At 73.1% G+C, this 23,750-nt stretch carries 21 protein-coding genes; 11 read left to right on the plus strand and 10 right to left on the minus strand.

Going from position 1 to position 23,750, the window contains the following annotated elements; translation table 11 throughout:
* Positions 1–117: 117 nt before the first annotated feature.
* Together ACWCSV_RS00265 and ACWCSV_RS00270 are read left to right on the plus strand one after the other, a co-directional pair.
* On the plus strand, positions 118–1,653 hold the full coding sequence (locus ACWCSV_RS00265; RefSeq protein WP_451137638.1) for a hypothetical protein: 1,536 nt from the start codon (positions 118–120) through the stop codon (positions 1,651–1,653).
* Between the two features lie 106 nt (positions 1,654–1,759).
* The gene (locus ACWCSV_RS00270; protein WP_451137639.1) at positions 1,760–1,894 is read left to right on the plus strand and encodes a hypothetical protein; all 135 of its coding nucleotides are present in this window, start codon (positions 1,760–1,762) and stop codon (positions 1,892–1,894) included.
* Positions 1,895–1,905: 11 nt separating this feature from the next.
* Here ACWCSV_RS00270 and ACWCSV_RS00275 read toward each other — a convergent pair whose 3' ends face one another.
* From ACWCSV_RS00275 to ACWCSV_RS00290, 4 genes are all read right to left on the minus strand, one after another.
* Entirely contained in the window at positions 1,906–3,135 is a 1,230-nt protein-coding gene (locus ACWCSV_RS00275) for a cysteine desulfurase-like protein (RefSeq protein WP_451137640.1), read from the minus strand.
* A gap of 244 nt (positions 3,136–3,379) precedes the next feature.
* Positions 3,380–4,039, minus strand: coding sequence for an HAD family hydrolase (locus tag ACWCSV_RS00280; protein ID WP_451137641.1), 660 nt, complete (start codon positions 4,037–4,039; stop codon positions 3,380–3,382).
* Positions 4,040–4,120: 81 nt separating this feature from the next.
* Positions 4,121–5,521 carry an NAD(P)/FAD-dependent oxidoreductase gene (locus tag ACWCSV_RS00285; protein ID WP_451137642.1) on the minus strand — a complete coding sequence of 467 codons (1,401 nt, stop codon included), beginning with the start codon at positions 5,519–5,521 and terminating at the stop codon, positions 4,121–4,123.
* 69 nt (positions 5,522–5,590) lie between these two features.
* Entirely contained in the window at positions 5,591–6,262 is a 672-nt protein-coding gene (locus ACWCSV_RS00290; RefSeq protein WP_451137643.1) for a rhomboid-like protein, read from the minus strand.
* Positions 6,263–6,336: 74 nt separating this feature from the next.
* Here ACWCSV_RS00290 and ACWCSV_RS00295 point away from each other — a divergent pair, with 74 nt between their 5' ends.
* The 3 genes from ACWCSV_RS00295 (at position 6,337) to ACWCSV_RS00305 (ending at position 11,509) form a co-directional block, all read left to right on the plus strand.
* Complete coding sequence (locus ACWCSV_RS00295) at positions 6,337–7,257, plus strand: aminoglycoside phosphotransferase family protein (RefSeq protein ID WP_451137952.1); 921 nt, start codon at positions 6,337–6,339, stop codon at positions 7,255–7,257.
* Positions 7,258–7,553: 296 nt separating this feature from the next.
* Positions 7,554–10,790, plus strand: coding sequence for a TIM-barrel domain-containing protein (locus ACWCSV_RS00300; RefSeq protein WP_451137953.1), 3,237 nt, complete (start codon positions 7,554–7,556; stop codon positions 10,788–10,790).
* 230 nt (positions 10,791–11,020) lie between these two features.
* A complete protein-coding gene (locus ACWCSV_RS00305) occupies positions 11,021–11,509 on the plus strand; it encodes an N-acetyltransferase family protein (protein ID WP_451137644.1) in 489 nt (162 codons plus the stop codon).
* Positions 11,510–11,637: 128 nt separating this feature from the next.
* Here the strand turns inward: ACWCSV_RS00305 and ACWCSV_RS00310 are convergent, their stop codons facing one another.
* The gene (locus ACWCSV_RS00310; RefSeq protein ID WP_451137645.1) at positions 11,638–12,282 is read right to left on the minus strand and encodes a dihydrofolate reductase family protein; all 645 of its coding nucleotides are present in this window, start codon (positions 12,280–12,282) and stop codon (positions 11,638–11,640) included.
* Between the two features lie 270 nt (positions 12,283–12,552).
* Between ACWCSV_RS00310 and ACWCSV_RS00315 the strand changes: the two genes are divergently transcribed.
* Positions 12,553–13,200, plus strand: a complete 648-nt coding sequence (locus tag ACWCSV_RS00315) for a pentapeptide repeat-containing protein (protein WP_451137954.1) — start codon at positions 12,553–12,555, stop codon at positions 13,198–13,200.
* A gap of 25 nt (positions 13,201–13,225) precedes the next feature.
* Here ACWCSV_RS00315 and ACWCSV_RS00320 read toward each other — a convergent pair whose 3' ends face one another.
* The 3 genes from ACWCSV_RS00320 to ACWCSV_RS00330 all read right to left on the minus strand — a co-directional run bounded on the left by ACWCSV_RS00320 (position 13,226) and on the right by ACWCSV_RS00330 (position 15,875).
* Entirely contained in the window at positions 13,226–13,723 is a 498-nt protein-coding gene (locus tag ACWCSV_RS00320; RefSeq protein ID WP_451137646.1) for a hypothetical protein, read from the minus strand.
* A 125-nt stretch (positions 13,724–13,848) separates the two neighbouring features.
* On the minus strand, positions 13,849–14,523 hold the full coding sequence (locus ACWCSV_RS00325; protein ID WP_451137647.1) for a response regulator: 675 nt from the start codon (positions 14,521–14,523) through the stop codon (positions 13,849–13,851).
* Positions 14,520–15,875: a sensor histidine kinase gene (locus tag ACWCSV_RS00330; protein WP_451137648.1), complete on the minus strand. Its 1,356-nt coding sequence runs from the start codon at positions 15,873–15,875 to the stop codon at positions 14,520–14,522. The genes ACWCSV_RS00325 and ACWCSV_RS00330 overlap by 4 nt, the downstream gene beginning before the upstream one ends.
* Before the next feature lie 348 nt (positions 15,876–16,223).
* Here ACWCSV_RS00330 and ACWCSV_RS00335 point away from each other — a divergent pair, with 348 nt between their 5' ends.
* Both ACWCSV_RS00335 and ACWCSV_RS00340 read left to right on the plus strand, forming a co-directional pair.
* On the plus strand, positions 16,224–16,826 hold the full coding sequence (locus tag ACWCSV_RS00335; protein WP_451137649.1) for a GlcG/HbpS family heme-binding protein: 603 nt from the start codon (positions 16,224–16,226) through the stop codon (positions 16,824–16,826).
* A gap of 179 nt (positions 16,827–17,005) precedes the next feature.
* Complete coding sequence (locus ACWCSV_RS00340) at positions 17,006–18,424, plus strand: M1 family metallopeptidase (RefSeq protein WP_451137955.1); 1,419 nt, start codon at positions 17,006–17,008, stop codon at positions 18,422–18,424.
* Between the two features lie 146 nt (positions 18,425–18,570).
* On the opposite strand, the gene ACWCSV_RS00345 is transcribed toward ACWCSV_RS00340, so the two are convergent.
* The gene (locus ACWCSV_RS00345) at positions 18,571–19,146 is read right to left on the minus strand and encodes a TerD family protein (RefSeq protein WP_327176477.1); all 576 of its coding nucleotides are present in this window, start codon (positions 19,144–19,146) and stop codon (positions 18,571–18,573) included.
* A gap of 246 nt (positions 19,147–19,392) precedes the next feature.
* On the opposite strand from ACWCSV_RS00345, the gene arfB reads away from it, so the two are divergent.
* Positions 19,393–19,818, plus strand: coding sequence for an alternative ribosome rescue aminoacyl-tRNA hydrolase ArfB (gene arfB / locus ACWCSV_RS00350; RefSeq protein ID WP_390959533.1), 426 nt, complete (start codon positions 19,393–19,395; stop codon positions 19,816–19,818).
* Between the two features lie 100 nt (positions 19,819–19,918).
* On the opposite strand, the gene ACWCSV_RS00355 is transcribed toward arfB, so the two are convergent.
* Positions 19,919–20,431 (minus strand): flavin reductase family protein, encoded by a 513-nt coding sequence (locus ACWCSV_RS00355; protein WP_451137956.1) that lies wholly within the window; start codon positions 20,429–20,431, stop codon positions 19,919–19,921.
* A gap of 471 nt (positions 20,432–20,902) precedes the next feature.
* Here ACWCSV_RS00355 and cdgB point away from each other — a divergent pair, with 471 nt between their 5' ends.
* The gene (gene cdgB / locus ACWCSV_RS00360) at positions 20,903–22,558 is read left to right on the plus strand and encodes a diguanylate cyclase CdgB (protein ID WP_451137650.1); all 1,656 of its coding nucleotides are present in this window, start codon (positions 20,903–20,905) and stop codon (positions 22,556–22,558) included.
* 141 nt (positions 22,559–22,699) lie between these two features.
* Positions 22,700–23,749, plus strand: a complete 1,050-nt coding sequence (locus tag ACWCSV_RS00365) for a carbohydrate-binding protein (protein ID WP_451137651.1) — start codon at positions 22,700–22,702, stop codon at positions 23,747–23,749.
* Position 23,750 lies beyond the last annotated feature (1 nt).

Here is a 23,750-nt window from a genome sequence, read left to right on the forward strand (position 1 = left end):
TCGTCGCGTCCGTCGGGCGCCACCTGACCCCGGCCCCCCGCACGACCCGCACGACCTTCCGCTCCACCAACCACCCAGCCGTCCCGAAGCGTCACGAATCACCGTAGAGGAATCCCCATGAAGTCCCATGACGCCAGCAGCACAGAGAACGCCGGCACGACGGACCCGGCGGCGTCGGCCGTGGAACCGGCCGCCGAGACGGGCGAGGTGGCCGGCATCCTGTCCGGAGGCCAGGAGAGCGAAGAGGCACCGGCCGAGGCCCCCGAGCCGGCCCAGGAGGGCCCCGGCACCGTGATCGGCACCCCCGCCATCGGCGCTCCCGCCATCGGCGCGGAGTCCCCGACCGCCGCTCCGGAGGCGGCCACGGACCCGAAGCCCGCCACGACTTCGACTTCGACTTCGGCCTCGTCCGCGTCCGTGGCCGAACCCGAACCCGTCGCCTCTGCCACCCCTGCCACCCCTGCCCCCGCCGCCCCCGGCGAAGTTGCTACGGAAGCGGTCCCGGCCACCCAGGCCGCGGCGGGCACCGGCGGTGGGGGAGACGGCGCTGCGGTCACCGCCGGCGCTACCGCCACGGTGGCGTCCGGCTCCGGCGACGGCTCCACGCCGCCTTCGGGCGAGGCCGATCCGGACGACTCCCGGCGCCTGTCCCGCCCCATGGTGGCCGCGGCGGCGCTGGCCGGTCTGCTGCTGGTGGCGTCCCCGTTCGTCATCCAGGCCGTGACCCGGCACTCGGACGGAGACTCCTCCACCGCGGCACGTGCCGCCGCCTACCAGGGGGAGACGGGCGACGAGGGGTTCGTGCCGGGGGTCCAGGCGACGCCGGAGGCGAAGGGCAAGAAGGGGTCGGGAGCGGGATCGGGCGACGGCAAGTCCACCTCGGGCGGGACGGGCGACTCGGGCAAGGTGTCCGGAGCGGGTTCCGTGCCGGGCTCCGACAACGCCCCGGGACCGGAAGGGGCGACGAAGGCCGGTGCGGCCGGGAAGGCCACGGGCGGGGACACCTCCGCGAAGGGCTCCGAACCGTCCTCGGCGCCCTCCGCGCCGGCCTCGTCCACGTCGAACTCGTCCTCCACGAGCTCGGGGTCCGGATCGTCCTCGTCGAACTCCGCGTCCGGCTCGGGAGCGAAGACGGCCGTGAAGGCGCCCCCGGCCACCTACAGCGCGACCGGTGGTCCGCACTGTTCCAGCGGCAGCTACTTCGAGGTGGGTTCGTCCGCAGGTGGCGACGACGCGTGGACGACCCACCCGGGCGGCTACAGCTCCGGCTGCACCGGCGTGTTCCGCTCCCTCCCGCTCTCCGGCAACGGCAGCGACGCGGGCAACAGCGCGTACTGGCTGTTCCGCACCGGCAAGGTCACCAAGGGCTCCTGCACGGTCCTCGTCCACATACCGAGCGACACCAACAGGAAGCACGTCGGAGGCACGTCGGCGTACTACACCCTGCACGACGGCAAGACCGGAAGCGGCTCCAGCCAGCTCACCGGGTACACGATCAACCAGCCGAGCCACCTGGGCCAGTGGGTGCAGCTCCCCAAGGTGAAGATCACCGGCGGCGTCCTGACCCTGAAGCTCCACGACCGCGGTACGGAGTCCACCTCCGACGCCCACGTCGCGGCCGACGCGGCGAAGGCCAGCTGCACGGCTTCGTGACTCCGGGGCACCCCGTTCTCGCGTCCCGCCGTCCCCGCCGCCCTGGTGGGGGCGGTACGGCGGAGCGTCAGGGGCCGCGGGAGAATTCCCTGCCCGCCGTCCGCGCGTGCGGGACCGCTACGTCGGTGTGGAGCGCCGGCCCGCCAGTTCGGCGGTACGGGTCGTCGCCCCGTACCGGCCCGAACTGGTCATGGAGGCAGAGGCGTTCGCGGTGATCCCGGGCGACCGGGTGACGCGCTGAGGCGGTCCCGCTCAGTCCCGGACGGGCGTGCCGGCGAGGTAGTCGGCGAGGGCGTCGAGCAGCAGCTCGACGTCCTCCTCGCTGCTGTACGGGGCCAGGCCGACGCGCAGCCCGCCCGCGTCGCCGAGGCCGAGGTGGCGGGAGGCCTCCAGGGCGTAGAAGGAGCTCGCGGGGGCGTCGACGCCTCGGGCGGCCAGGTGGCGCGAGGCGTCGGCGGCGGAGCGGCCCGGGAAGGTGAGGAGCAGGGTCGGGGTGCGCAGGGCGGCGCGGGAGTGCAGGGTGACGCCGTCGAGCGAGGCGAGCCCGTTCTCGATGCGTACCCGCAGGGCGTCCTCGTGGGCCTCGATCGCCTCGAAGGCGGCGACCAGGCGCTGCCGCCGACCGGTCGGCGTGCCTTCGCCGGCCGGCGCGAGGCCGGCGAGGAAGTCCACGGCCGCGCGGGCGGCGGTCAGCAACTCGTAGGGCAGGGTGCCCAGTTCGAAGCGCTCGGGGACGGCGTCGGTGGACGGCAGCAGCTTGTCGGGGTGCAGGGTCTCCAGCAGTTCGGGCCGGCTCGCCAGTACGCCGAGGTGCGGGCCGAGGAACTTGTACGGCGAGCAGGTCAGGAAGTCCGCGCCGATCGGGGCGAGTCCCACCGGGGCGTGCGCGGCGAGGTGTACGGCGTCCACGTGGAACAGGGCGCCCGCGCCGTGCACGAGCTCGGCGATGGCGGGCAGGTCGGGGCGGGTGCCGATGAGGTTGGAGGCGCCGGTGACGGCGACCAGCCGGGTGCGGTCGCTCAGTGCGGCCCGCACGTGGTCGAGGGTCAACTCTCCTGAGTCCGGGTCGAATTCGATCCAGCGAACGGTGGCTCCCGCCGCCTCGGCGGCCTGTATCCACGGGCGGATGTTGGAGTCGTGGTCGAGGCGGCTGACCACCACCTCGTCGCCGGGGCCCCACCCCTTGGCGAGGGTCCGCGCGAGGTCGTAGGTGAGCTGGGTGGAGCTGCGTCCGAAGACGATGCCGCGCGGGTCGGCCCCGAGCAGGTCCGCGAGCGCGGAGCGGGCACCGGCGACGATGGCCTCGGCGTTGCGCTCGCCTTCGTTCTGGACGCCCCGTACGGCGAGGGGGTTGGCCAGGGCGTGGACGATCGCGTCGATCACCGGCTGCGGGGTCTGGGTGCCCCCGGGGGCGTCGAAGCGCGCCGAACCGGACTTCAGGGCGGGGATCTGCGCGCGGACCGCGTGGACGTCGTAGGACATGCGTGCTCCGGAGAGGTGGGCGGCGGACCCGCGGGCCCGGGGGCGGCCACGGGTTGCCGCCCCGGACACCGATGGTGCCTGGTGGGAGCGGGGACCGCGCGCCCGGGGGCGGTAAGGGGCCGAGGGCGGTACGGGTCCGTCGGCGGTGTGGCTGCGGGTAGGGCATCGGGCAGGCCAGCGGGTCGGCCGGCCGCCGGCAGCCCCGGCAGGGCGTCAGCCGGCCGCCGGCAGCCCCGGCAGGGCGTCAACCGGCCGCCAGCAGCCCCGGCAGGGTGCGCATGTCGTCGAAGACGACCGTGCCGGGGCCTTCGAGGCGGGCCGCCGGGGTGAGGCCGCCGCTGTAGCCGAAGGCCCGCATCCCGGCGGCACGGGCGGCGGCGATCCCGTACGCGCTGTCCTCGATCACCGCGCACCGCGCCGGGTCCGCGCCCAGGGTGCGGGCGGCGTGCAGGAAGAGGTCGGGGGCGGGCTTGCCCCGGGCGACGTCGGCGGCGCTGAAGACGCGGCCCTCGAAGTGGTGGCTCAGCGCGGTGGTGGCCAGGCTGCGGCGGATGGAGCGGTGGGAGCCGTTGGAGGCGAGGCAGTACGGGACGGTGAGCGCGGCCAGCACCTCCGGGATGCCGTCCACGGGGGTCAGTTCGGCGAGCGCGGTGCGGTAGAGGTGGGAGTAGGGCGCGTCCCAGTCGTCGGCCAGTGGCCTGCCGATACGTTCCTCGACCGCCGCCCGCAGCGCCTCCACGGAGGAGCCCACGAACCGCTCGATGATCTCCGCCTCGGTGAACGGCGCGCCCAGCTGCGCCATGACGAACGCGTCCACCTTGACGTAGATGCGTTCGCTGTCCACCAGGACGCCGTCGCAGTCGAAGATCACCAGGTCGAAGGAGTGCGCGGGGTTCGCCGTCATGGCGGCAGCGTAGGGCGGAGGCGCGCGGGACGGTAGCGCGTCGACGTCGTCCGGCCGCGGCCGCACCCCCGCCCCGCGCCCTCAGCGCCTCCCCGCGATCCGGTCCGCCACCCGGGCCAGCGGGTCCGAGTCAGCGCGCGAGGAGGCGGCCTCCCGGCGGTCCGCGGCGCGGTGGGCGGCGTACGAGCCGTGGGCGGCGAGCCAGCGCAGCGGTTCGGGCTCCCAGCGGCGGACCCGGTGGTTCACCCACGGCAGTGCGGTCAGCGCGGTCGGGCCCGCCTGGCCGGAGTCCTGCTGGATCAGGTCGCGCAGGGTGCGGGCGGCGAGGTTGGCGGTGGCGAGGCCGGAGCCGACGTAGCCGCCCGCCCAGCCGAGGCCGGTGGAGCGGTCCAGGGCGACCGTCGCACTCCAGTCGCGCGCCACACCGACCACGCCGGACCAGGCGTGGGCGATGCCGGCCCCCGCCGTGACGGGGAAGAGCCGGACGAGGAGTGCGCGCAGCTCCTCGACGGTCGCGGGCCCGGTGCGCCCGTCGTCGTCGGTCCGCGAACCGAAGCGGTACGGCACGCCCCGGCCGCCGAGCGCGATCCGGTCGTCGGCGGTGCGCTGGGCGTACGTCCCGGTGTGCGACAGGTCGCCGAGCGTCTCGCGGCCCTCCCAGCCGAGGGCGTCCCAGAGGGCGGCCGGCAGCGGCTCGGTGACGATCATCGAGGAGTTCATCGGGAGCCAGGTGCGCCGGTGCCCCTTGATGCTCGCGGTGAACCCCTCGGTGCAGCGCAGCACGTACGGGGCGCGGACCGTGCCGTACGGGGTGACGGCGTGCTTGGGGCGGATCTCGGTGACCGGGGTCGACTCGTGGACGGTGACGCCGAGCGCCTCGACGGCCGCCGCGAGTCCGGTGACCAGCTTCACCGGGTGGAGGCGGGCGCCGTGCGGGGTCCAGGTGGAGCCGACCGCGCCGCTGATCCTGATCCGTTCGGCGGTCTCGCGGGCCCCCCGCAGCACCCGGTCCCGCTCGCCGAACGCGATCTCGACGGAGTGGTGGTCCTTGAGCCGGGCGAGCTGCGCCGGGGTGTACGCCACGTCGAGGGCACCGCCCGCGTGGACGTCGGCGTCGATCGATTCCTCGGCGGTGACCCGGACGACCTCACCGACCGTGTCGTTCATGGCGCGTTGGAGCCGTACCGCCGCGTCGTGGCCGTGCAGCCGCGCGTAGCGGTCGCGGCCCGCGACGGTGCCGGAGAGCAGCCCGCCGTTGCGGCCGGACGCCCCGTAACCGCAGAACTTGGCCTCCAGCACGGTGATGTTGAGGAAGGGGGCGGCCCGCTTCAGGTAGTACGCCGTCCAGAGCCCGGTGCAGCCGCCGCCGACGATGCACACGTCGGCGTGGGTGTCGCCGGGCAGGGGCTCGCGGGGCGCGGGGATGCCCGCCTGCGCGAACCAGAACGATATGCCGCCGTCGACGGTTCTGCCGCTGCTCATGTCGCCTCTGCTGTCCGGTGCGTCGGGGCCCGGCGTCATCCGGACGAAAGGGCCTCTGGATGCGGGAGGTTACTGGGCCGGGGCCCGTCCCGTCGCGGTGGGGCGGCGCGTACGGGGGCGGGCTCTCCGGGTCAGCGGGTGGCAGGCCAGCCCCGCGAGGGCCGCGGTGAACCGTCCGAGGTCGGTCACGTCCGGCCCGGCGCCCAGGGGGACCCCGAAGAAGACGAGGACGGCGAAGGCGTACGCGTACCGCCACACCCGCGGCAGCCGGTAGGTGAGCACCGCCGCGACCCCCGCGAGCCCCTGATCGGTGGCGTACACCAGGGAGTTGGTCGCGGAGAACGGCGCGTGCCCGTGCCGTGCGGCCCAGAGCAGCACGGCCTCCGCGAGCAGCCCGGCGGGCACGTACGCCACGGCCACCGTCGCACACCACCGCAGAGTCCCGAGCCACTGTTCGGCGGGGGCGTGGAAGAGGGTGAACAGCACCGCGCAGAGCACCCAGTGCCCGCCCTCCGGCAGCCACAGCAGACCGGCGAGGAGCACCCGGAACGGACGGTCGCCGAGCGTGTGCGGATCGGCGGGCGCGGGCAGCCGGACGAACTCCTCGGCGTCCGGCAGCAACGGGCCCAGCAGGTGGGAGGTGACGAGGAGGACCGTCAACCAGACGTACGTACCCGGGGATCGGCCCATCCAGCGGCCGATCGCGACGGCCACGGCTGCTGCCGGGCGGTTTCGCTCCATGGTCCCGATTGACGCACGGTCCTACGATCGGGGGCGTGATCGACATCCCGGAAGAGCTGATCGCCACCCAGACCATGTTCCACGGGGCCGCCGGAAGGGCCTTCACCGACGCCCTGCCGGAGCTGGCCGCCCGCTATCTCCGGGAGTGGGGGCTGCGCACGGACGGACCGCCGATGTACGGGATGTGCGCGCTGGTCCTTCCGGTGGTCCGGGAGTCCGCGGGCACGGACGGCATCCCGGGGGCCCCGTCGGACGGCATTGCGGACGGCATCCCGGGGGCGCTGAAGCTCCAGTTGATGGACGAGGAGTCGGCGGGCGAGGCGCTCGCGCTGCGGGCGTGGGGCGACGCGGGGGCCGGGGCGGTCGGGCTGCTCGCCCATGACCCGGCGACCGGCGCGATGCTGCTGGAACGCCTGGACGAGGGCCGCCCCCTGTCGGCGGTGCCCGACTCCCGGGAGGCGGTGGGCGTCCTCGCGCGGGTGCTGGCCCGGCTGGTGGCGGTCCCCGCGCCGCCGGGGCTGCGCACACTGGCCGGGATGGCGGACCGGATGCTGGCGGAGGCACCCCGCGCCCTGGCCGCCCTCGCCGACGACCAGGAGCGGCGGCTGGTCGCGGACTGCGCGGCGGCCCTCCGCGAGGTGGCCGGCGAACCGGGCGACCGGCTGCTCCACTGGGACCTGCACTACGACAATGTCCTGGCCGGCCGCCCCGGCACGGACCGCGCCCACGCATGGGTGGCCCTGGACCCGAAGCCCCTGGCGGGCGACCCCGGTTTCGAGCTCTTTCCCGCGCTCGACAACCGCTTCGAACCCACCGAGATCCGCTGGCGTTTCGACGCCCTCAGCGAGGCGCTCGGGCCCGCCTACGACCGGGAGCGGGCGCGCGCCTGGACCCTGGGCCGGGTCCTCCAGAACGTGCTCTGGCACAGCAGGTCGGGCACGCACACCCTCGCCCCGGACCACGCCGAGATCGCCCGGCGGCTGCTGGGCCGGTGACGGTGGGTCACCGCGCGGCCAACTGGTCGCACCGACCCGGGGATTACCGATGCCCCGCCGGCCCCGGCGGTCAACTTCCCTCACACGGTGCAGCGTTATGGACACCGCGTGAGACGGCATGTTCTCCTGCATGCCGAACGGTCGATTTTGCAACGTGGGAAAGACTGGTCGGCGCGGCGGGGACGAGCCGTTGACCGGCTCGCAGACGAACGGAGTTGCGTGTGAAAGCCGCATCGAAGAGCCGTGGCAGAAGTCCACGTGTACGCCGGGGGGCGGGTGCCGTCGCCGCCCTGGCGGTGGCCGCCTCGACGACCCTGACCGCCGGTGCGGGGACCGCCACCGCGGGCGGGAGCCACGACATCCGGATACCGACCGTCACCTCCGGGGGTGCCCGCTTCGAGATCCTCTCGCCGACCCTGGTCCGTACCGAGTACGCGGGCGACGGCACGTTCACCGACGCCCCGACGTTCAACGCGATCGGCCGGGACGGATTCACGCCGACCGCCTACACCGCGCGGACGAAGGACGGCTGGCTGACCGTCCGGACGAGCGCGATGACCCTGCGCTACCGGGTCGGCTCCGGAGCGTTCGACGCCCAGAACTTCTCCGTACAGCTCGACGCGGGCAAGCAGCCCGTGACCGCGGCCCCCTGGCAGCGGCTCGTCTGCGGGCTCGGCGTGCTCTGCGAGGCGGAGAGCCTCCGGCTCGAAGGCCTCGGCACGGCGTCCGACCACGGCGGCCACACCGGAGCCGCCTTCGCCGCCGGCTTCGAGGCGACCGGCAGTTCGGTCTCCACTGACATCGATGTCACCGCCGACGGTGCCTACCGGTTCGCTCTGCGTTACGCCAACGCCCGGGGCGGCGACGGCAAGACGGAGACCCGTACGCTCTCGCTCTCCGTGGACGGCGGCACCCCGCAGAAGGTCGAGCTGCCCGCCACCGCGAACTGGGACACCTGGGCCAGGGCCACCGCCCAGCTGAAGCTCACCAAGGGGCAGCACACGGTCGCGCTGGCCCGGACCGCCTCGGACTCCGGATCGGTGAACCTCGACAGCGTCGCCCTGCTCCCCGCCGCCGACGACTCGTACCCCGCCGCCAACACCACCGCCATCAAGAGCTGTCTCTACGGTACGAGTTGCGAGGCGGAGTCCGCCCGGCCGGCCGGTACGGCAACCGGCGCCCTGGACCACCCCGGGTACGCGGGCAACGGCTTCGTCGCCGAACTCAACCAGGGGTCGAGCCTCACCACGCACCTGGTCGGCGTCCCCGCCGACGGCGTCTACACGCTCCGGGTGCGGTACGCCAACGGCCGGGGCGGCGACGGTCTCCACCAGACCCGCACCGCTTCCGTGACGAGCGCCGCGACCACGGCCGAGGGGGCCGTGTCGTCGGCCGCGACCCTCGAACTCCCCGCCACCGAGGACTGGGACGACTGGCAGACAGCCTCGGTCCCCGTCACCCTCAGGGCGGGCTCCAACGACATCACCCTCGGCTGCCCCGACGGCGACAGCTGCCACATCAACGCGGACACCCTCTCGGTGGCCGCCCCGAAGTCGGCCGCACCGCAGCCGCACCTCGCGCTCGGCGGCTACCGCCGCGGCCTGGACGGCGTGAACGGTGACAACCCGGCCCCCGTCACGACCACGCCGGGCCTGCTCAGCCAGGACGGCTGGTACCTCCTGGACGACTCCCCGTCGGCCCTGTACGACCTCACGTCGAAGAAGGTCCGCCCCCGCCCCGCCCATGGCGGCGCCCCCTACCAGGACGGTTACGTCTTCGGGTACGGCCACGACTACAAGCAGGGCCTCGGCGATCTCGCCACCCTGACCGGGCCGCCCGCCCTGCTGCCGACCTGGGCCTACGGGGTCTGGTACTCGGAGTACATCGACCGTACGGCCGCCGACTACCAGGACACGATCCTGCCGGCGTTCCGCGCGGAGGGCGTACCGCTCGACGTCCTCGTCACCGACACCGACTTCAAGGCCGGTGACACCTGGCGCGGTTGGGAGATCGACGAGAACAAGTTCCCGGACGCCGAGGGCTTCTTCGACTGGTCGAAGGACCAGGGCCTGCACAACACGCTCAACACGCACCCGAGCATCCAGGGTTCCGACCCCCAGTTCGCCCAGGCGCAGGCCACCGCCAAGGGCAAGCTCGCCAAGGGCGCCTGCGGAAGTGACTGCTACACCTTCGACTTCGGCGACGCGGACCAGCTCAAGGCCTACATGGACCTGCACCGGACCATGGACGAGCAGGGCGTCGACTTCTGGTGGCTCGACTGGTGCTGCGACTCCTCGCAGTCCTCGCTGCGGGGCGTGACCCCCGACGCGTGGATCAACCAGCAGTACGCGGACGACTCCGCCGGCGCCATCGGCCGCGGCTTCGTCATGTCCCGCGCCTACGGCTCCCTCCAGGCCGGCGGGTACAGCGGCCAGCAGGCCCTGCCGACCGGGCCGTGGGCCGACAAGCGCACCACCCTCCACTTCACCGGTGACACCCTCTCCACCTGGGGCACGCTGCGCTTCGAGGTCGGCTACACCCCGGGCGAGTCCGCGGCGACCGGCATGGCCTCCATCACCCACGACATCGGCGGCCACGTCGACACGACGGGTCTCACCGGTTCGGAGAAGGGCACCAACAAGCTCCCCGACGACCTGTACGCCCGCTGGGTCCAGCTCGGCACCTTCCAGCCCGTCGACCGCCTGCACAGCAACCACAGCGACCGGCTGCCCTGGCAGTACGGCCCGGCCGCCCGCAAGTCGGCCGACGCCTTCCTCAACCTCCGCGAGAACCTGGTGCCGTACACCTACAGCCTCGCCGAGGAGGCGAACCGCACCGGCGTACCGATCGTCCGCCCGGCCTACCTGGAGTACCCCGAGGACCCGGCGGCCTACGCGGCGGCCGACAGCGAGTACTTCTACGGCTCCGACGTCCTCGTCGCCCCCGTCACCACGCCCGGCGAGAGCGCCACCACCCCGGTGTGGTTCCCGGCCGGCAGCCAGTGGACCGACTGGTTCACCGGCAAGACCTACCAGGGCGGCACCACGCAGGACGTGGCCACCACCCTCGACACGATGCCCGTCTTCATCAAGTCCGGCGGCATCGTGCCCACCCGCACCGCGAACGTCACCGACAACGACCGCAACCCCCTGGCCGACGTCACCCTCTCCATCGCCCCCGGCGCCTCCGGCTCGTACCGGCTGTACGAGGACGACGGCACCACCGCGACGGCGAAGGGCCGCAGCGCCACGACGACCGTCACCTACAGGGAGAAGGCTCCGGGGAAGGGCTCGGGGAAGAGCTTGCTCAGGACCGTGTCGATCGGCGCGGCCAAGGGTTCCTACCAGGGCCAGGTCAAGAACCGCCACTGGACCCTCTCCCTCCTGGGCACCACCCACGCCCCCACCGAGGTGACCGCCCACGGCAAGCGCCTCCCCCGCGACGCCTACCACTGGGACAGCGCCACGGGCACGCTCACGGTCAGCCTTCCGGGGCAGTCCGTGCGTGCGGGGGTGGAGGTGGCCGTGCGGTAGTACTGCCGGTAGCGGCTGCGCGGCGGCCGGTTCGCGGCAGTCGAAGGCACCGGCGGCCCCGCGCGCACCGGGTGACGAACGCGTCGGCGTTCGGTCATCGCGGGGCACGCGGGGCCGCCGCGGTTGGTCTCCGGGGGCGGGTCGGCCGGACTACGGACGGGCGGAACCCGTGCTCCCCGCGCACGGGGACGGCCCACCCCTCAGCCGCCCGCCGCGTCTACGCTGCCCCCATGATTCGTACCGCCACCCCAGCAGACGTCCCCGCCATCCACGCCATGATCCGTGAGCTGGCCGACTACGAGAAGGCGCTCGACGAGGCGCAGGCCACCGAGGATCAGTTGCACGAGGCTCTTTTCGGCGAACGGCCCGCCGCCTACGCCCACATCGCCGTCTCCGACGAGGACGGCGAGACGGTCGGCTTCGCGCTCTGGTTCCTCAACTTCTCCACCTGGCGCGGTGTCCACGGCATTTACCTCGAAGACCTCTACGTACGCCCCGAGCGCCGGGGCGGTGGCCACGGCAAGGCCCTGCTGACCGAACTCGCCCGGACCTGCGTGGACCGGGGCTACGGCCGCCTGGAGTGGTCGGTACTCGACTGGAACACTCCCTCCATCGGCTTCTACGAGTCCCTGGGCGCCCGCCCGCAGGACGAGTGGACCGTGTACCGGCTGACGGACGAGGCGCTGGCCGAGCTGGGTTCGTCGGAGACGGTCGGTTAGGCAGGTGCTCCCGCCGCGCGGCGGGGATGGTCCCGACACGGTCCCGAAGCCGAACCGGAGCCGCGGGTGCTCCCCGCGCACGCGGGAAGCACCACCAGCTCATCCCATGAACACCCGCCCCCGCCCCGCTACTTCCGCCAGAACAGGTGGTGGGCCACCCCGCTCGGGCTCGGGACCACGTCCAGGTGGAAGCGGTCGCACAGCTCGTCGGGGGAGTCCCAGAGCTTGATCCCGGAGCCGTACTTCACCGGGGAGACCGCGACGTGCAGGGTGTCCACGAGGTCCGCGTCGAGGAACTCGCGGATGGTGGTGGCCCCGCCGCCGAGGCGTACGTCCTTGCCCCGGGCGGCTTCGCGGGCCCGGGCGAGAACCGTGGCCGGGTCGGCGTCGACGAAGTGGAACGTGGTGTCGGAGAGCTCGATCGAGGGGCGCTCGTGGTGGGTGAGGACGAACACCGGGGTGTGGAACGGGGGTTCGTCACCCCACCAGCCCTGCCACTCGTGGTCCGTCCAGGGGCCGCGCTGCGGTCCGAACTTGTTGCGGCCCATGATCTCGGCGCCGATGTTCTGGGAGAAGTCGCGCGTGAAGTAGTCGTCCAGGCCCCGGCTGCCCTTGCCGTCGGTGCGATTGGGCCAGCCCGCTGTGGCCATGGCCCAGGCCATGAGGCGCTGGGGGTCCACATGGCCGAAGGGCTGCTCCATGGTCTGTTCCTCGCCGGCGGCGATGCCGTCGCTCGACACGGTGAAGTTCTGTACGCGCAGGAGTTGGGTCATCTGTTTCTCCTCGAACGGGGATCGCTCACATTAGGGAGACTCGGCCGGTCGGTCGAACTCGTCGGTCCATTCGGTCCATTCGGGTGGGGCCTCGCAGGGTGGGGGCGCTGAGCGGGCCGACGGGGCGGCGCGCGGGGGCGACGCCGGGCTGTCGGTCCCGTACGCCACCATGGGCCCATGGCAGCGAGCACGGGCAGCAACAGCAGCAGGAACAGCAGCAGGAACAGTGGCAGGGGCGGCGCCGGGAAGGGCGCCGGCGGGCGGAAGGAGATCGCGGCGGCGCGGCGGCCGGAGGTGCGGTTGCCGCCGCTCGCCCTGTACGAGGACGCCGAGCTGGAGGCGGACGGCGACTACGACGGGCTGCGGTTCTCCTCCGTGGACCTCGCCGACCAGTCGGGGCGGGGCGCCCGGTTCATGGACTGTGCGCTGGACGGCTGCGCGCTGGACCGTACGGAGCTGGTGCGGGCCCGGTTCCTCGACTCGGTGCTGACCGGCGTACGGGGCGTGGCCACCGAGCTCGCCGAGGCGTCGCTGCGCGACGTCGAGATCGTGGACGCGCGCCTCGGCGGGGTGCAGATGCACGGGGCGGTGCTGGAACGCGTGCTGGTGCGCGGCGGGAAGATCGACTACCTGAACCTGCGCGGTGCCCGGCTCACCGATGTCGTCTTCGATGGGTGCGTGCTCTCGGAGCCGGACTTCGCGGACGCCCGCCTGGTACGGGTGGAGTTCCGCGACTGCGTGCTGCGGCGGGCCGACTTCAGCAACGTCACGATGGACTCGGTGGACCTGCGGCCCGCCGCCGAACTGGACATCGCGCGGGGTGTGGAACGGCTGGCGGGCGCGGTGATCAGCCCGGTGCAGCTGATGGAGCTGGCACCGGCGTTCGCGGCGCAGATCGGGGTCCGCGTGGAGCCGTGATCCCGCCGGAGCCGCGGACCCGTGGTCAGAGGCGGGGGAAGCGGGCCTGGAGGTCCCAGATCACCGGGTTGTCGGCGAGACCCTCGTGCATGTCGGAGAGGTCGGCGATCAGGTCCTGGAGGAAGTCGCGGGCCTCCCGGCGCAGCAGGGAGTGGCTGAAGGTGAGCGGTGGTTCGTCGGCGTGCATCCAGTCGGCCTCGACGTTCACCCAGCCGAACCGGCGCCCGAAGAGCATGCGGTCGCTGGACTCGGTGAAGTCCAGCTCGGCGTACTGCTCCTTGTGCGAGCGGTTGCCGCGCGGGTCCTGGTCGAGCTGCTCGACGATGTCGCAGAGCGCCCACGCGAAGTCGAGCACCGGCACCCATCCCCAGGCTGTGGATACTTCGCGGTCCGCCTTGGTGTCCGCGAGGTACACGTCGCCGGAGAACAGGTCGTGCCGCAGCGCGTGGACGTCCGCGCGGCGGTAGTCGGTCTGCGGGGGGTCGGGGAAGCGACGAGAGAGGGAGTAGCCGATGTCGAGCACGGTTCGATGGTGTCATGCCGGGAGCGGGCGGCGGCACGGCCGGACGACGGACCCCGGGTGACCTGCGGCACCACCGCCTCCGGGCGGGTTCCCTCAGGGCGGCAGAGTTCCAGGGCGGCAGACTTTCAGGGCAGCAGACGTTGCTCGTTGGCCTTGGCGACCGCTCCGGCGCGGGTCTCGACGCCCAGCTTGTCGTAGATGCGCCCCAGGTGCGTCTTGACCGTCGCCTCGCTGATGAAGAGCGCGCGGGCGATGTCCCGGTTGCCGAGCCCTCGGGCGAGCTGCCCGAGGATGTCCCGCTCGCGGTCGGTGAGCGCGGGTGGCGGGGTGCGCAGCCGGGCCATCACCCGGTCCGCGACCGGCGGGGAGAGCGTGGTGCGGCCCTGAGCGGCGGACCGGATCGCGGCGAACAGCTCCTCGGGGCGCTCCGCCTTGAGCAGATAGCCGGTGGCTCCCGCGCCGATCGCCCGGGTGATGTCGGCGTCGGTGTCGTACGTCGTGAGGACGAGCACATGGGGCCCCGCGCCGCGTTCCCCCGCGCCGGTTCCCCCCGTACTGCTCGCTCCCGCTCCGGCGGTGATCCGGCGGGTGGCTTCGACGCCGTCCATGCCCGGGCCGAGCTGGAGGTCCATGAGGACGACGTCCGGGGTGAGCCGGGCGGCCAGGACGACGGCCTCCTCGCCGCTGCCGGCCTCGGCCACGACGTCGAGGTCCGGTTCGCTGCCGAGGAGAGCGAGCAGCCCGGCTCGGACGACGGCGTGATCGTCACAGACCAGGACACGTACGGTACGGCGGGTCATACGGGCTCCTCGGGTGTGCCGGGCTCTTCGGGACGGGCGGGCTCCCCGTGACCGGTGGGCTTTCCACCGTGGGCGGGCTCCCCGTGACGGGCGGGCTTTCCACCGCGGGCGGGCTCCTCGGGTGTGCCGGGTACCTCGGGGTCCGGCAGCGGGATCTCCGCCGAGAGCACGGTGCCCTCGCCGGGGGCGGATTCGACGGTGAGCCGTCCGCCGAGCTGGCGTACCCGGGCGCGCATCGCGGGCAGCCCGTGGCCCCGGCGCATCGGAGCGACCTGCCCTTCCGCGCCCGCAGCCGGTGCGTCCGGGGCGAACCCGCGACCGTCGTCCGCGATGTCGAGGACCACCCGGTCGTCCAGGTGGGTCAGGGTGAGCGCGGCGGTGGTGGCGTCGGCGTGCTCGGCGACGTTGGCGAGCGCGCCCTGGGCGATGCGCAGCAGCGCCGACTGCACCCGGTCCGGCAGCGGGTTCCGCGCGGTGCCTTCCACGTGGCAGCGGACTGCGGGCCCGCCCGTCGCGGTGGCCCGTGCGGCGAGGGCGCGGAGGGCCGCCTCCAGTCCTGCGCCCTCCGCGAGGTCGGCCGGTGCCAGGTCGTGGACGAAGCGCCGGGCCTCGGCGAGGTTGCGGGCGGTGATGCCCGCCGCCGTACGGACATGGGCGCGGGCGGTTTCCGGCTCGGTGTCCCAGGTACGCGTCGCGGCCTGGAGCAGCATCTGCTGGCTGGAGAGGCCCTGTGCGAGGGTGTCGTGGATCTCCATGGAGAGCCGCTGGCGCTCGGCGAGGGTGCCCTCGCGGCGTTCCGTCGCGGCCAGTTCGCGCCGCGTACGGACCAGGTCCTCGATGAGTTCGCGCTGGCGTACGGCGAGTTCCTGCTGGCGGTCCGCCTGACGGCGGACGTGGACGAGGACGGCGGTCGCCACGGCTGCGACGGCCGGCGGTGCCAGGACGAGGTTCGGGTCGAAGCCGGTGGCGAGCCGCAGTTGCGCCGCCACGACGAACGCCGTGAGCAGGGTGACCAGGACGAGCGCGGCGCGGGGCGGGAGGAGCCGCAGTCCGGTGGAGAAGAGCGGTACGGCGCACCACGCGAAGCTCGGCGCGAGGACGACCAGCACCATCCAGACGGCGACGAGCCCCGCGAGCCAGGTGAACCGGCGGGGGGTGGGCCGCGAGCCGAGCACCGGGCCGAGGGCGTAGACGACGGCGAGGGTGATGGACAGCCCGATGACCCACGGGGTACGGGATTCGCCGGGGTGGCGCATCAGGAACCGGGTGAGCGAGGCGCCCAGCAGCAGGAAGAACGCGGCGTGCAGCAGGAGCGCCAGCCAGCGGGCGTCCGGATCGGGCGTGCGCACCACGGACGACCCGGAGCCGGCTGGAACACCGCTCGCCGGTCCGTCCCGTCCCGGACCGGTTCTCCGCCGCACCTCGTACCCGCCTCACGCTCGTTGTCACCGGTGCTCCCGGATGTGCGGCGGGCTCCGCCGCACATGCCGTGAGCTGGACGGATGTGCCCATGCCTCTTCCATGGTGACCCGGCCGGGCCGGGCCCGCATCAACCGATCGGCCGACGGAAGAGTCCACCGGACCGCGCCGGAGGCCGAGCCGGTACGACGACGGTACGGGCCGTGTTCCGGCCGGAGCATCGATACCGGAGCGCCACCGCCGACCGGCCGGGCGCCGCACCCGATCCGGAGGAACCCGCCATGAACGTCACTCCCCCCGCACCCTCGTCCCCCGCTCCCGCCTCCGCCGGCCGCAGGTTCTCGCTGCGGGCCCGGGTCCTGACCGGTGCGGTGGCTGTCGCCGCCCTGGGCGCGGGCACGTTCGGCGCGGTCTCCGCCAGCGCCTCGGCCCCTTCGTCCGCCGCCGTCGCCGTCTCGGCCGACACCGCGAACCGGAACCTCCAGCAGACGAGCCACCTCACCGTCGCCGCCGCCACGAAGGCCGCGCAGGCCGTGCTCGACGCCGCGCAGAAGGAGAACCAGCGCGTCTCGGTCGCGGTCGTCGACCGGGACGGCAACACGATCGTCAGCCTGCGCGGCGACGGCGCCGGACCGCAGTCCCCCGAGTCCGCCGAGAAGAAGGCGTACACCTCGGTCTCCTGGAACGCCCCCACCTCCGAGCTGGTGAAGCGCCTGGACCAGGCCCCGACGCTGAAGGACATCCCCGGCACCCTCTTCCTCGCGGGCGGTGCCCCGGTCCAGGTCAAGGGCGCGCCCGTCGCGGCGGTCGGCGTCGCCGGAGCCCCGAGCGGCGACCTCGACGAGAAGTTCGCCCGTGCGGGAGTCGCCGCCCTCACCCGCTGAGCACGCTTCTGCGCCCGCACTCCCGCGCCCCCGCGAGGGTGCGGGCGCACTGCGTGCCCGGTACATAGGATCGCGCCGTGAATCCGCCCATCCCCGCACCCCGGAGCGATCCCGCACCCCGGAGCGGTCCCGCGCCTCGCCGTACCCCCGCGCGCCGCCGCCCGGCCCGGGCCGGCGCTCTGCTGCTCGCCTGCGCCGTGCTCGCCTCCACCGCCTCGGCCTGTACGGGCGCGGGGGCCGGGGTGGCCGGGACGCCGGGCGCGGCCGGGGTGCGCGATCCGTACTTCCCGAAGCTCGGCAACGGCGGCTACGACGTCACCCACTACGACCTCCGCCTCGCCGTCGACCGGAAGGCCGAGCACCTGACGGGTACGGCGACGATCACCGCCCGCGCCACCCAGGACCTGAGCGCCTTCCACCTCGACCTGGTCGGGCTCGACGTCACCGGGGCGACCGTCGAAGGGCGCCCCGCTTCCGTGAACCGGGCCGGCGGCGAGCTGGTCCTCCGCCCCGGCACGGAGGTGGCCGACCGCCTCCGCGAGGGCCGTACCTTCGAGACGGTCGTGCGCTACTCCGGCGCGCCCCGCACCCTGACGGACGCGGACGGCACCCACGAGGGCTGGCTGCGGACGGCGGACGGGGCCGTCGCCCTCGGCGAACCGGCGGGCGGGCCGTCCTGGTTCCCCGGCAACCATCACCCGAGCGACAAGGCCACCTACACCGTCGCGGTCACCGTCCCCGAGGGGCTGACGGCCGTCTCCAACGGCGAGCTCGCCTCCCGCCGCACCACCAACAAGGGCGCTACGGGCGACCCCGCCCGCACCACCTACACCTGGCGCACCACCGAACCCATGGCGAGCTACCTCGCGACCGTCGCGATCGGCCGTTTCGCCACGAAGGAGTCCCGCACCGACGAGGGCCTCACGGTCTTCACCGCGGTGGACCCCGAGGTGGCGGCGGAGGCGGAGCCCGAACTCGCCCGGATTCCGCGGATCCTGGACTGGGAGGCCGAGCGGTTCGGCCCGTACCCGTTCCGTTCGGCGGGCGCGATCGTGGACCGGGCGGAGGATTCCGAGTACGCCTTGGAGACGCAGAACCGGCCGTACTACCCCGGCCCGCCGACGACCGGGCTCCTCGTCCACGAGATGGCGCACCAGTGGTTCGGCGACTCGGTCACCCCGGCCACCTGGCGGGACATGTGGCTGAACGAGGGGTTCGCGACGTACGCGGAGTGGCTCTGGGGCGAGGACCACGAGGACACCCCGGCCCGGGAGAGCTTCGAGGAGGCGTACGCCGACGACGCGAACTGGGCCTTCCCGCCCGCCGGACCGCCGACCGCCGCCGACGTCTCGCAGCCACCGGTGTACGGACGCGGTGCGATGGTCGTGCACCGCCTGCGGCTCGCGGTGGACGACGACGAGAAGTTCTTCGCGCTGCTCAAGGGCTGGACCAGGGCCCACCGGCACGGCAACGCGTCGACGGCCGGCTTCACGGCCTACGCGGAGAAGGCGACGGGCCTGGACCTGTCCCGGCTCTGGTCGGTCTGGCTGTACGGCGACGGTCGCCCGGCCGACCCGGCGAAGCCCGACCTGCCGTGAATCTCGCCCCGATCCCGCCCTGATCCCGCCGACGTGACGGCTCCGGACCTGCCCGCGCGCCGACCGAAGAGCTCAGGGCCTCCGCCGCGTGTGCGGGGGAGGCCCTGAGTGAGGTGTGACTGCTGCGCGGGTGGGCGCGGGTCGCGTCAGAGGTTGACGCCGAAGTCCTGCGCGATGCCGCGCAGACCCGAGGCGTAACCCTGGCCGACCGCGCGGAACTTCCACTCGGCGCCGTTGCGGTAGAGCTCGCCGAAGACCATGGCGGTCTCGGTGGCGGCGTCCTCGCTGAGGTCGTAACGGGCGATCTCGGTGCCGCCGGCCTGGTTGATGATGCGGATGAAGGCGTTCCGCACCTGGCCGAAGTTCTGGCTGCGGGACTCGGCGTCGTAGATGGAGACCGGGAAGACGATCTTGTCCACGTCGGCCGGCAGGCCCGCCAGGTTGACGTTGATCTGCTCGTCGTCGCCCTCGCCCTGGCCCGTGACGTTGTCACCGGTGTGGACGATGGTCTGGTCCGGCGTCGACTTGTTGTTGAAGAAGACGAAGTGGCCGTCGGAGACGACCTTGCCCGTCGGGTTCACCGCGATCGCCGAGGCGTCGAGGTCGAAGTCGGTGCCGGTGGTGGTGCGGACGTCCCAGCCGAGGCCGACCGTGACGGCGGTCAGGCCCGGTGCCTCCTTGGTGAGCGAGACGTTGCCGCCCTTGGACAGGCTTACTGCCATGGGAAGTCCCTTTCCTCGTCATGTGCGGGCTTCGTGCCATCACGAAAGCTACCGTCACCCGTCATAACGTGAGGAGGAGGCCACGAGGTTCCAGGTCCCTTTACTTTCTTTGCCGAACTTTCGTCCCGGTACGTCCCCTCGGTACCGCGCCCGGCCTCCGCGGGCTGTCGGTGCCCACCGGCGGGGCGGGCCGGTCCCGTCAAAAGAAGGTGACGGACCGCCCGGACGCCGGGGAGACTGGGTGTCATGTCCGGGCCCTATGTCATCCGCGGTGCGGTCTCCTTGCCGGAGGCCGAGCTCATGTGGCGTTTCTCGCGGTCCTCCGGGCCCGGGGGACAGCACGTCAACACCAGCGACACCCAGGTGGAGCTGCGCTTCGATCTCGCCGCCACCGAGGCGCTGCCCGAGGTCTGGAAGGAGCGCGCGCTGGAGCGGCTGGCCGGCCGGCTGACCGACGGGGTCGTGTCCGTGCGCGCGTCCGAGCACCGCTCCCAGTGGCGCAACCGCGAGACGGCCGCCGTGCGGCTCGCGGCGTTGCTCGCGGAGGCGACGGCACCGCCGCCCGCACCCCGCCGGAAGCGCAAGATCCCGCGCGGCATCAACGAGCGCCGACTGCGGGAGAAGAAGCAGCGGGGCGACACCAAGCGGGGCCGCTCCGGCCGCGACTGGTGACTCCGACGGGGTTCCCCGGCCCCTGGACTCCGAGCGGCCCCCGGACTCTGAGTGGCCCGGGCCCCTGAGCGGCCCCGGACCCTGAGCGGCCCCCGGCCCCTCAGCCCAGCGTCCGGTAGTTCCCCTTGAAGTACAGCAACGGGTCGCCACCGTCCGCCGCCGTCGGTACGTGCGCGGTGAGCACCCGTCCGATCACCAGGGTGTGGTCGCCCGCCAGGACCCGCTGCTCGGTCCGGCACTCCAGCGTGGCCAGCGCCCCGTCCACCAGCGGCGCCCCGGAGACCTCGCCGCGCACGTGCGGGACGTCCGCGAAGAGCAGCCGGTCGCTGATCCGGCCCTTCATCGAGAACCGGGACGCGATCTGCCGCTGCTCCGCCGCGAGGACGGACACCGCCCAGAGCGGCTGCTCGGCCAGCAGGTCGTCCATGCGGGAGTCGTTGCGCAGGCTCACCAGCACCAGCGGCGGGTCGAGCGAGACGGACAGGAACGCCGTCGCGGTCATCCCGGCCTCTTCGCCGCGCTCGTCCTCGTCGTCGGCCGGCTCCTCGGCGGTGACCAGCACCACGCCTGCGGCCAGCCGCGCGAGAGCGGCCCGGAACTCGTCGTTGCTCACCCCCTCAGCATGGGGGACGGCATCGGGGCTCGGGGTGAGGGTCTTCGTCTGCGGCACACCCGCACGCTAACCGCGCCCGGTGCGGGCCCGCATCGGGCCAGGGGACCAGTCGAGACCTAGGTCTCGGGACCAAGAAGGTGCATAACGCATATATCGGCGGAGTCGGTGGTGCGCCCGAAGCCCGCGCGTACGCGCCTGCGTGAGCAGGGGGCCCGCATCGGTCGTGCGTACGGGCGCCGGGCGTGGGCCCCACGCACGGTTGCGCCGGTGGTGCGCCGGGAGGGATGGGACAGCATGGGGAACAAGCTGACGCACTTTCACGTTCTGTTGTGACATGGCTCACAGAGAGCGATATTTGTTGACCCTGTGTACCGACTGCACAGCTCACTGTGATTCAGTGGCGAGGACACTGCGATAAGTACGTCGATATGACATCTGGAGTTGCTGTCGAGGTCTCGGGGAGAGCGAGCAATGGAGGCCGAGTCGGAGCCCTACGTCCGTCTTGCGACCATGCGGCAGCTGCACCAGGCCGTCGCTGATCTCAATTCGGCGCGCAGCCTTGCCGACACACTGCAGACCGTGGCGGACGGACTCGTCACCGGTCTCGGCTACGAGCTGGGCTGTGTGAATCTCGTCCAGGCGGACGGTGAGCTCGTCGTGGCCGCTTTCGCGGGCAACAACGCCGCGGAGGCGCTGATCACCGGTCGTACCGGTTCCCGTGATGCCTGGGAGCGCCGGCTGAGCATGGGGGAGGCCTGGGAGGACCTGCGGTTCATTCCGCACACCGAGGGCTGGGTCCTCCTCGACGACGACGTGCCGCAGTGGCACACCGAGGGCCCCGAGCCCCGCTTCGCGGACGAGTGGCATCCGCTGGACCGCCTCTACGCCCCGATGTACGCCAACGGCAACGGCCGGGACCGCGGCGACCGCCGGGACCTCCTCGGCGTGCTCTCCGTGGACCGCCCGGGCAACGGCCGCCGCCCCGGCGCCTGGGGCCGCGAGGCCCTCCAGATGTACGCCTCGCAGGCCGCGATAGCGATAGGCAACGCCCGGCTCCGCGCCAACATGCAGCGCGCGCTGGTCCGTCTCGAACGCGAGCAGCAGGCGCTGCGGGCCAGCGAGGAGTCCTTCCGCCAGGCCTTCGAGTACGCCCCCAGCGGCATGGCCATCGCGGAGGTGGGCGGCGAGCAGCACGGGCGGCTGCTCCGTACCAACGACGCGCTCTGCCGACTGCTGGGGCGGCCGGCCTCGGTGCTGCGCCGCCACTCCTTCGCCGATCTGGTCCACCCCGAGGACATCGGCACCCTGCTCCGTACGTCCGCCGAGGGCGGGCGGGCCGAGCTGCGGCTCGGCCGGCGCGACGGTACGTACCTCTGGGTCTCGCTCCGCAACTCGGTGGTGGCGGACACCACGGACGGGCCGCGCTTCCTCCTCACGCACGTGGAGGACATAGAGGAGCGCAAGCGGCACGAGCTGAACCTCGCGCACCGAGCCTCGCACGACGCCCTCACCGGGCTCCCCAACAGCGCGGAGCTCCGGTCCCGGCTCAGCGAGCGGCTCTGCGAGCGCCCGCACGCCGCCGCGGCCACCGCGATCGAGGCACTGGACGCGGCGTACGGGGACGTGGAGGCCCGCGGCCACGGGTACGACCTCGATCCGGGGCTCGCGGGCATCCCCTACGACCACCACGTCCACACGGTCGCGCCGGACCCGGAGCGCGACGACGGCGCGAAGGGGCTCGCGGTCCTCTTCTGCGATCTCGACGGCTTCAAGTCGATCAACGACCGCTTCGGCCACACCACGGGCGACGCGGTGCTGATCGAGGTGGCCCGCCGTCTCAGCACCTGTGTGCGGGACGGGGACACCGTCGCCCGTCTCGGGGGTGACGAATTCGTCGTGCTCGCGGACGGGCTCGGTGCGGCGGACGCCGCCGACCTGGCGGTACGCCTGCGGAATGCGATCATTCCGCCCATCCGCGTGGACGGCAGGGCGGTCCGGGTCGGCGCGAGCTTCGGCATCGGCTGGGCGGAGTGCGGGATGAGCGTGGAAGAGGTCTTGGCCTCGGCGGACCAGCGGATGTACGTGGAGAAGCGGTCCCGGGCGAAGGTTCACCGCAGGGCCGGGTGACGTTCATCCGGCGGTCCGGTACCTGGCCCCGTACTGGGTGCGGGCAGGGGTGGAGACCTTCGCGCATTCGGCGGATGCTCCGTACGAGGTAGGCTCGCCCGGTCGGCGACGGCTGGCGACATGGTGAGGAGTGACCCAGGGATGACGGCCGGGAACAACGGCGAGAGCAAGCCCGAGGACGACGATCCGTTCGGCTACCTGTACGAGGACGGGCAGGCGGCGGGCGCCCAGCCGCCCGGCGGTGGCGGCTACGGCTACCCCGGACCGGCGGCTCAGCGTGGTGTCCCCCGGACCTCCTACAACCAGGTGCGGGCCGTCGGCGAGCGTCAGTACGGGCAGGTCCCGCCGCAGCAGGCGTACGGCCAGCCGCCGCAGCCCTACGGTCAGCAGCCCCCGCAGCAGTACGGCCAGCAGCCGCAGCAGCCCTACGGCCAGCAGCAGTACGGCCGGCCCACCGCGCAGTACGCGGCCCCCGAGACCTACCCCGGCGGCGCCGGCGCCGTGACGGCGTCCGGTTCGGTCGGGCACGGCGGCTCCGGGCGGGGCGGCAACGGCGGAAACACGGGCCGTGGCGGCCCCAACACGAAGGCCATCCTCGCCGGTGCGATCGTCGTCGTCGCGGTCGTGCTGATCGGCATCGCCGTCGCCCTGACCACGGGTGACGGCAATGACAAGGACAACAAGAAGAACCAGGCCTCGTCCTCGGCGGCGCCCAGCGGCGACACTGACAAGTCGGCCTCGCCGGAGCCCACCACCTCGGACGAGCCGGTCGAGCTGCCGAAGCAGGACGCGGCGGCGCTCACCCTCGGTGGCACGGCCACCCTGGACAACACCGTTCCGGGTGCGAAGAGCGCCAGCGGCAAGTACATCAGCCTCAACGAGGTCGGCCGTTCGGCCACCTGGACGGTCGACGTGCCGAAGGCCGGTCCGTACACCCTGTACGTGACCTACGGCGTGCCCGGCAAGGACGCCAAGACGACCCTGACGGTCAACACCGAGGCGCCGCGCTCCATCAACATGAAGAACTACGCGCAGGCGGCGGAGGGCGACGCGGCGAAGGGGTGGACGAACACCTACGCCTACGTCAACCTCACCAAGGGATCCAACACCCTGAAGCTCTCGTGCGAGGTCGGCGACCAGTGCGATGCCAACCTGGACCAGCTCTCGCTGAAGGCCGGGCAGCAGCAGTAGG

It is taken from the genome of Streptomyces sp. NPDC001770, assembly GCF_053596135.1.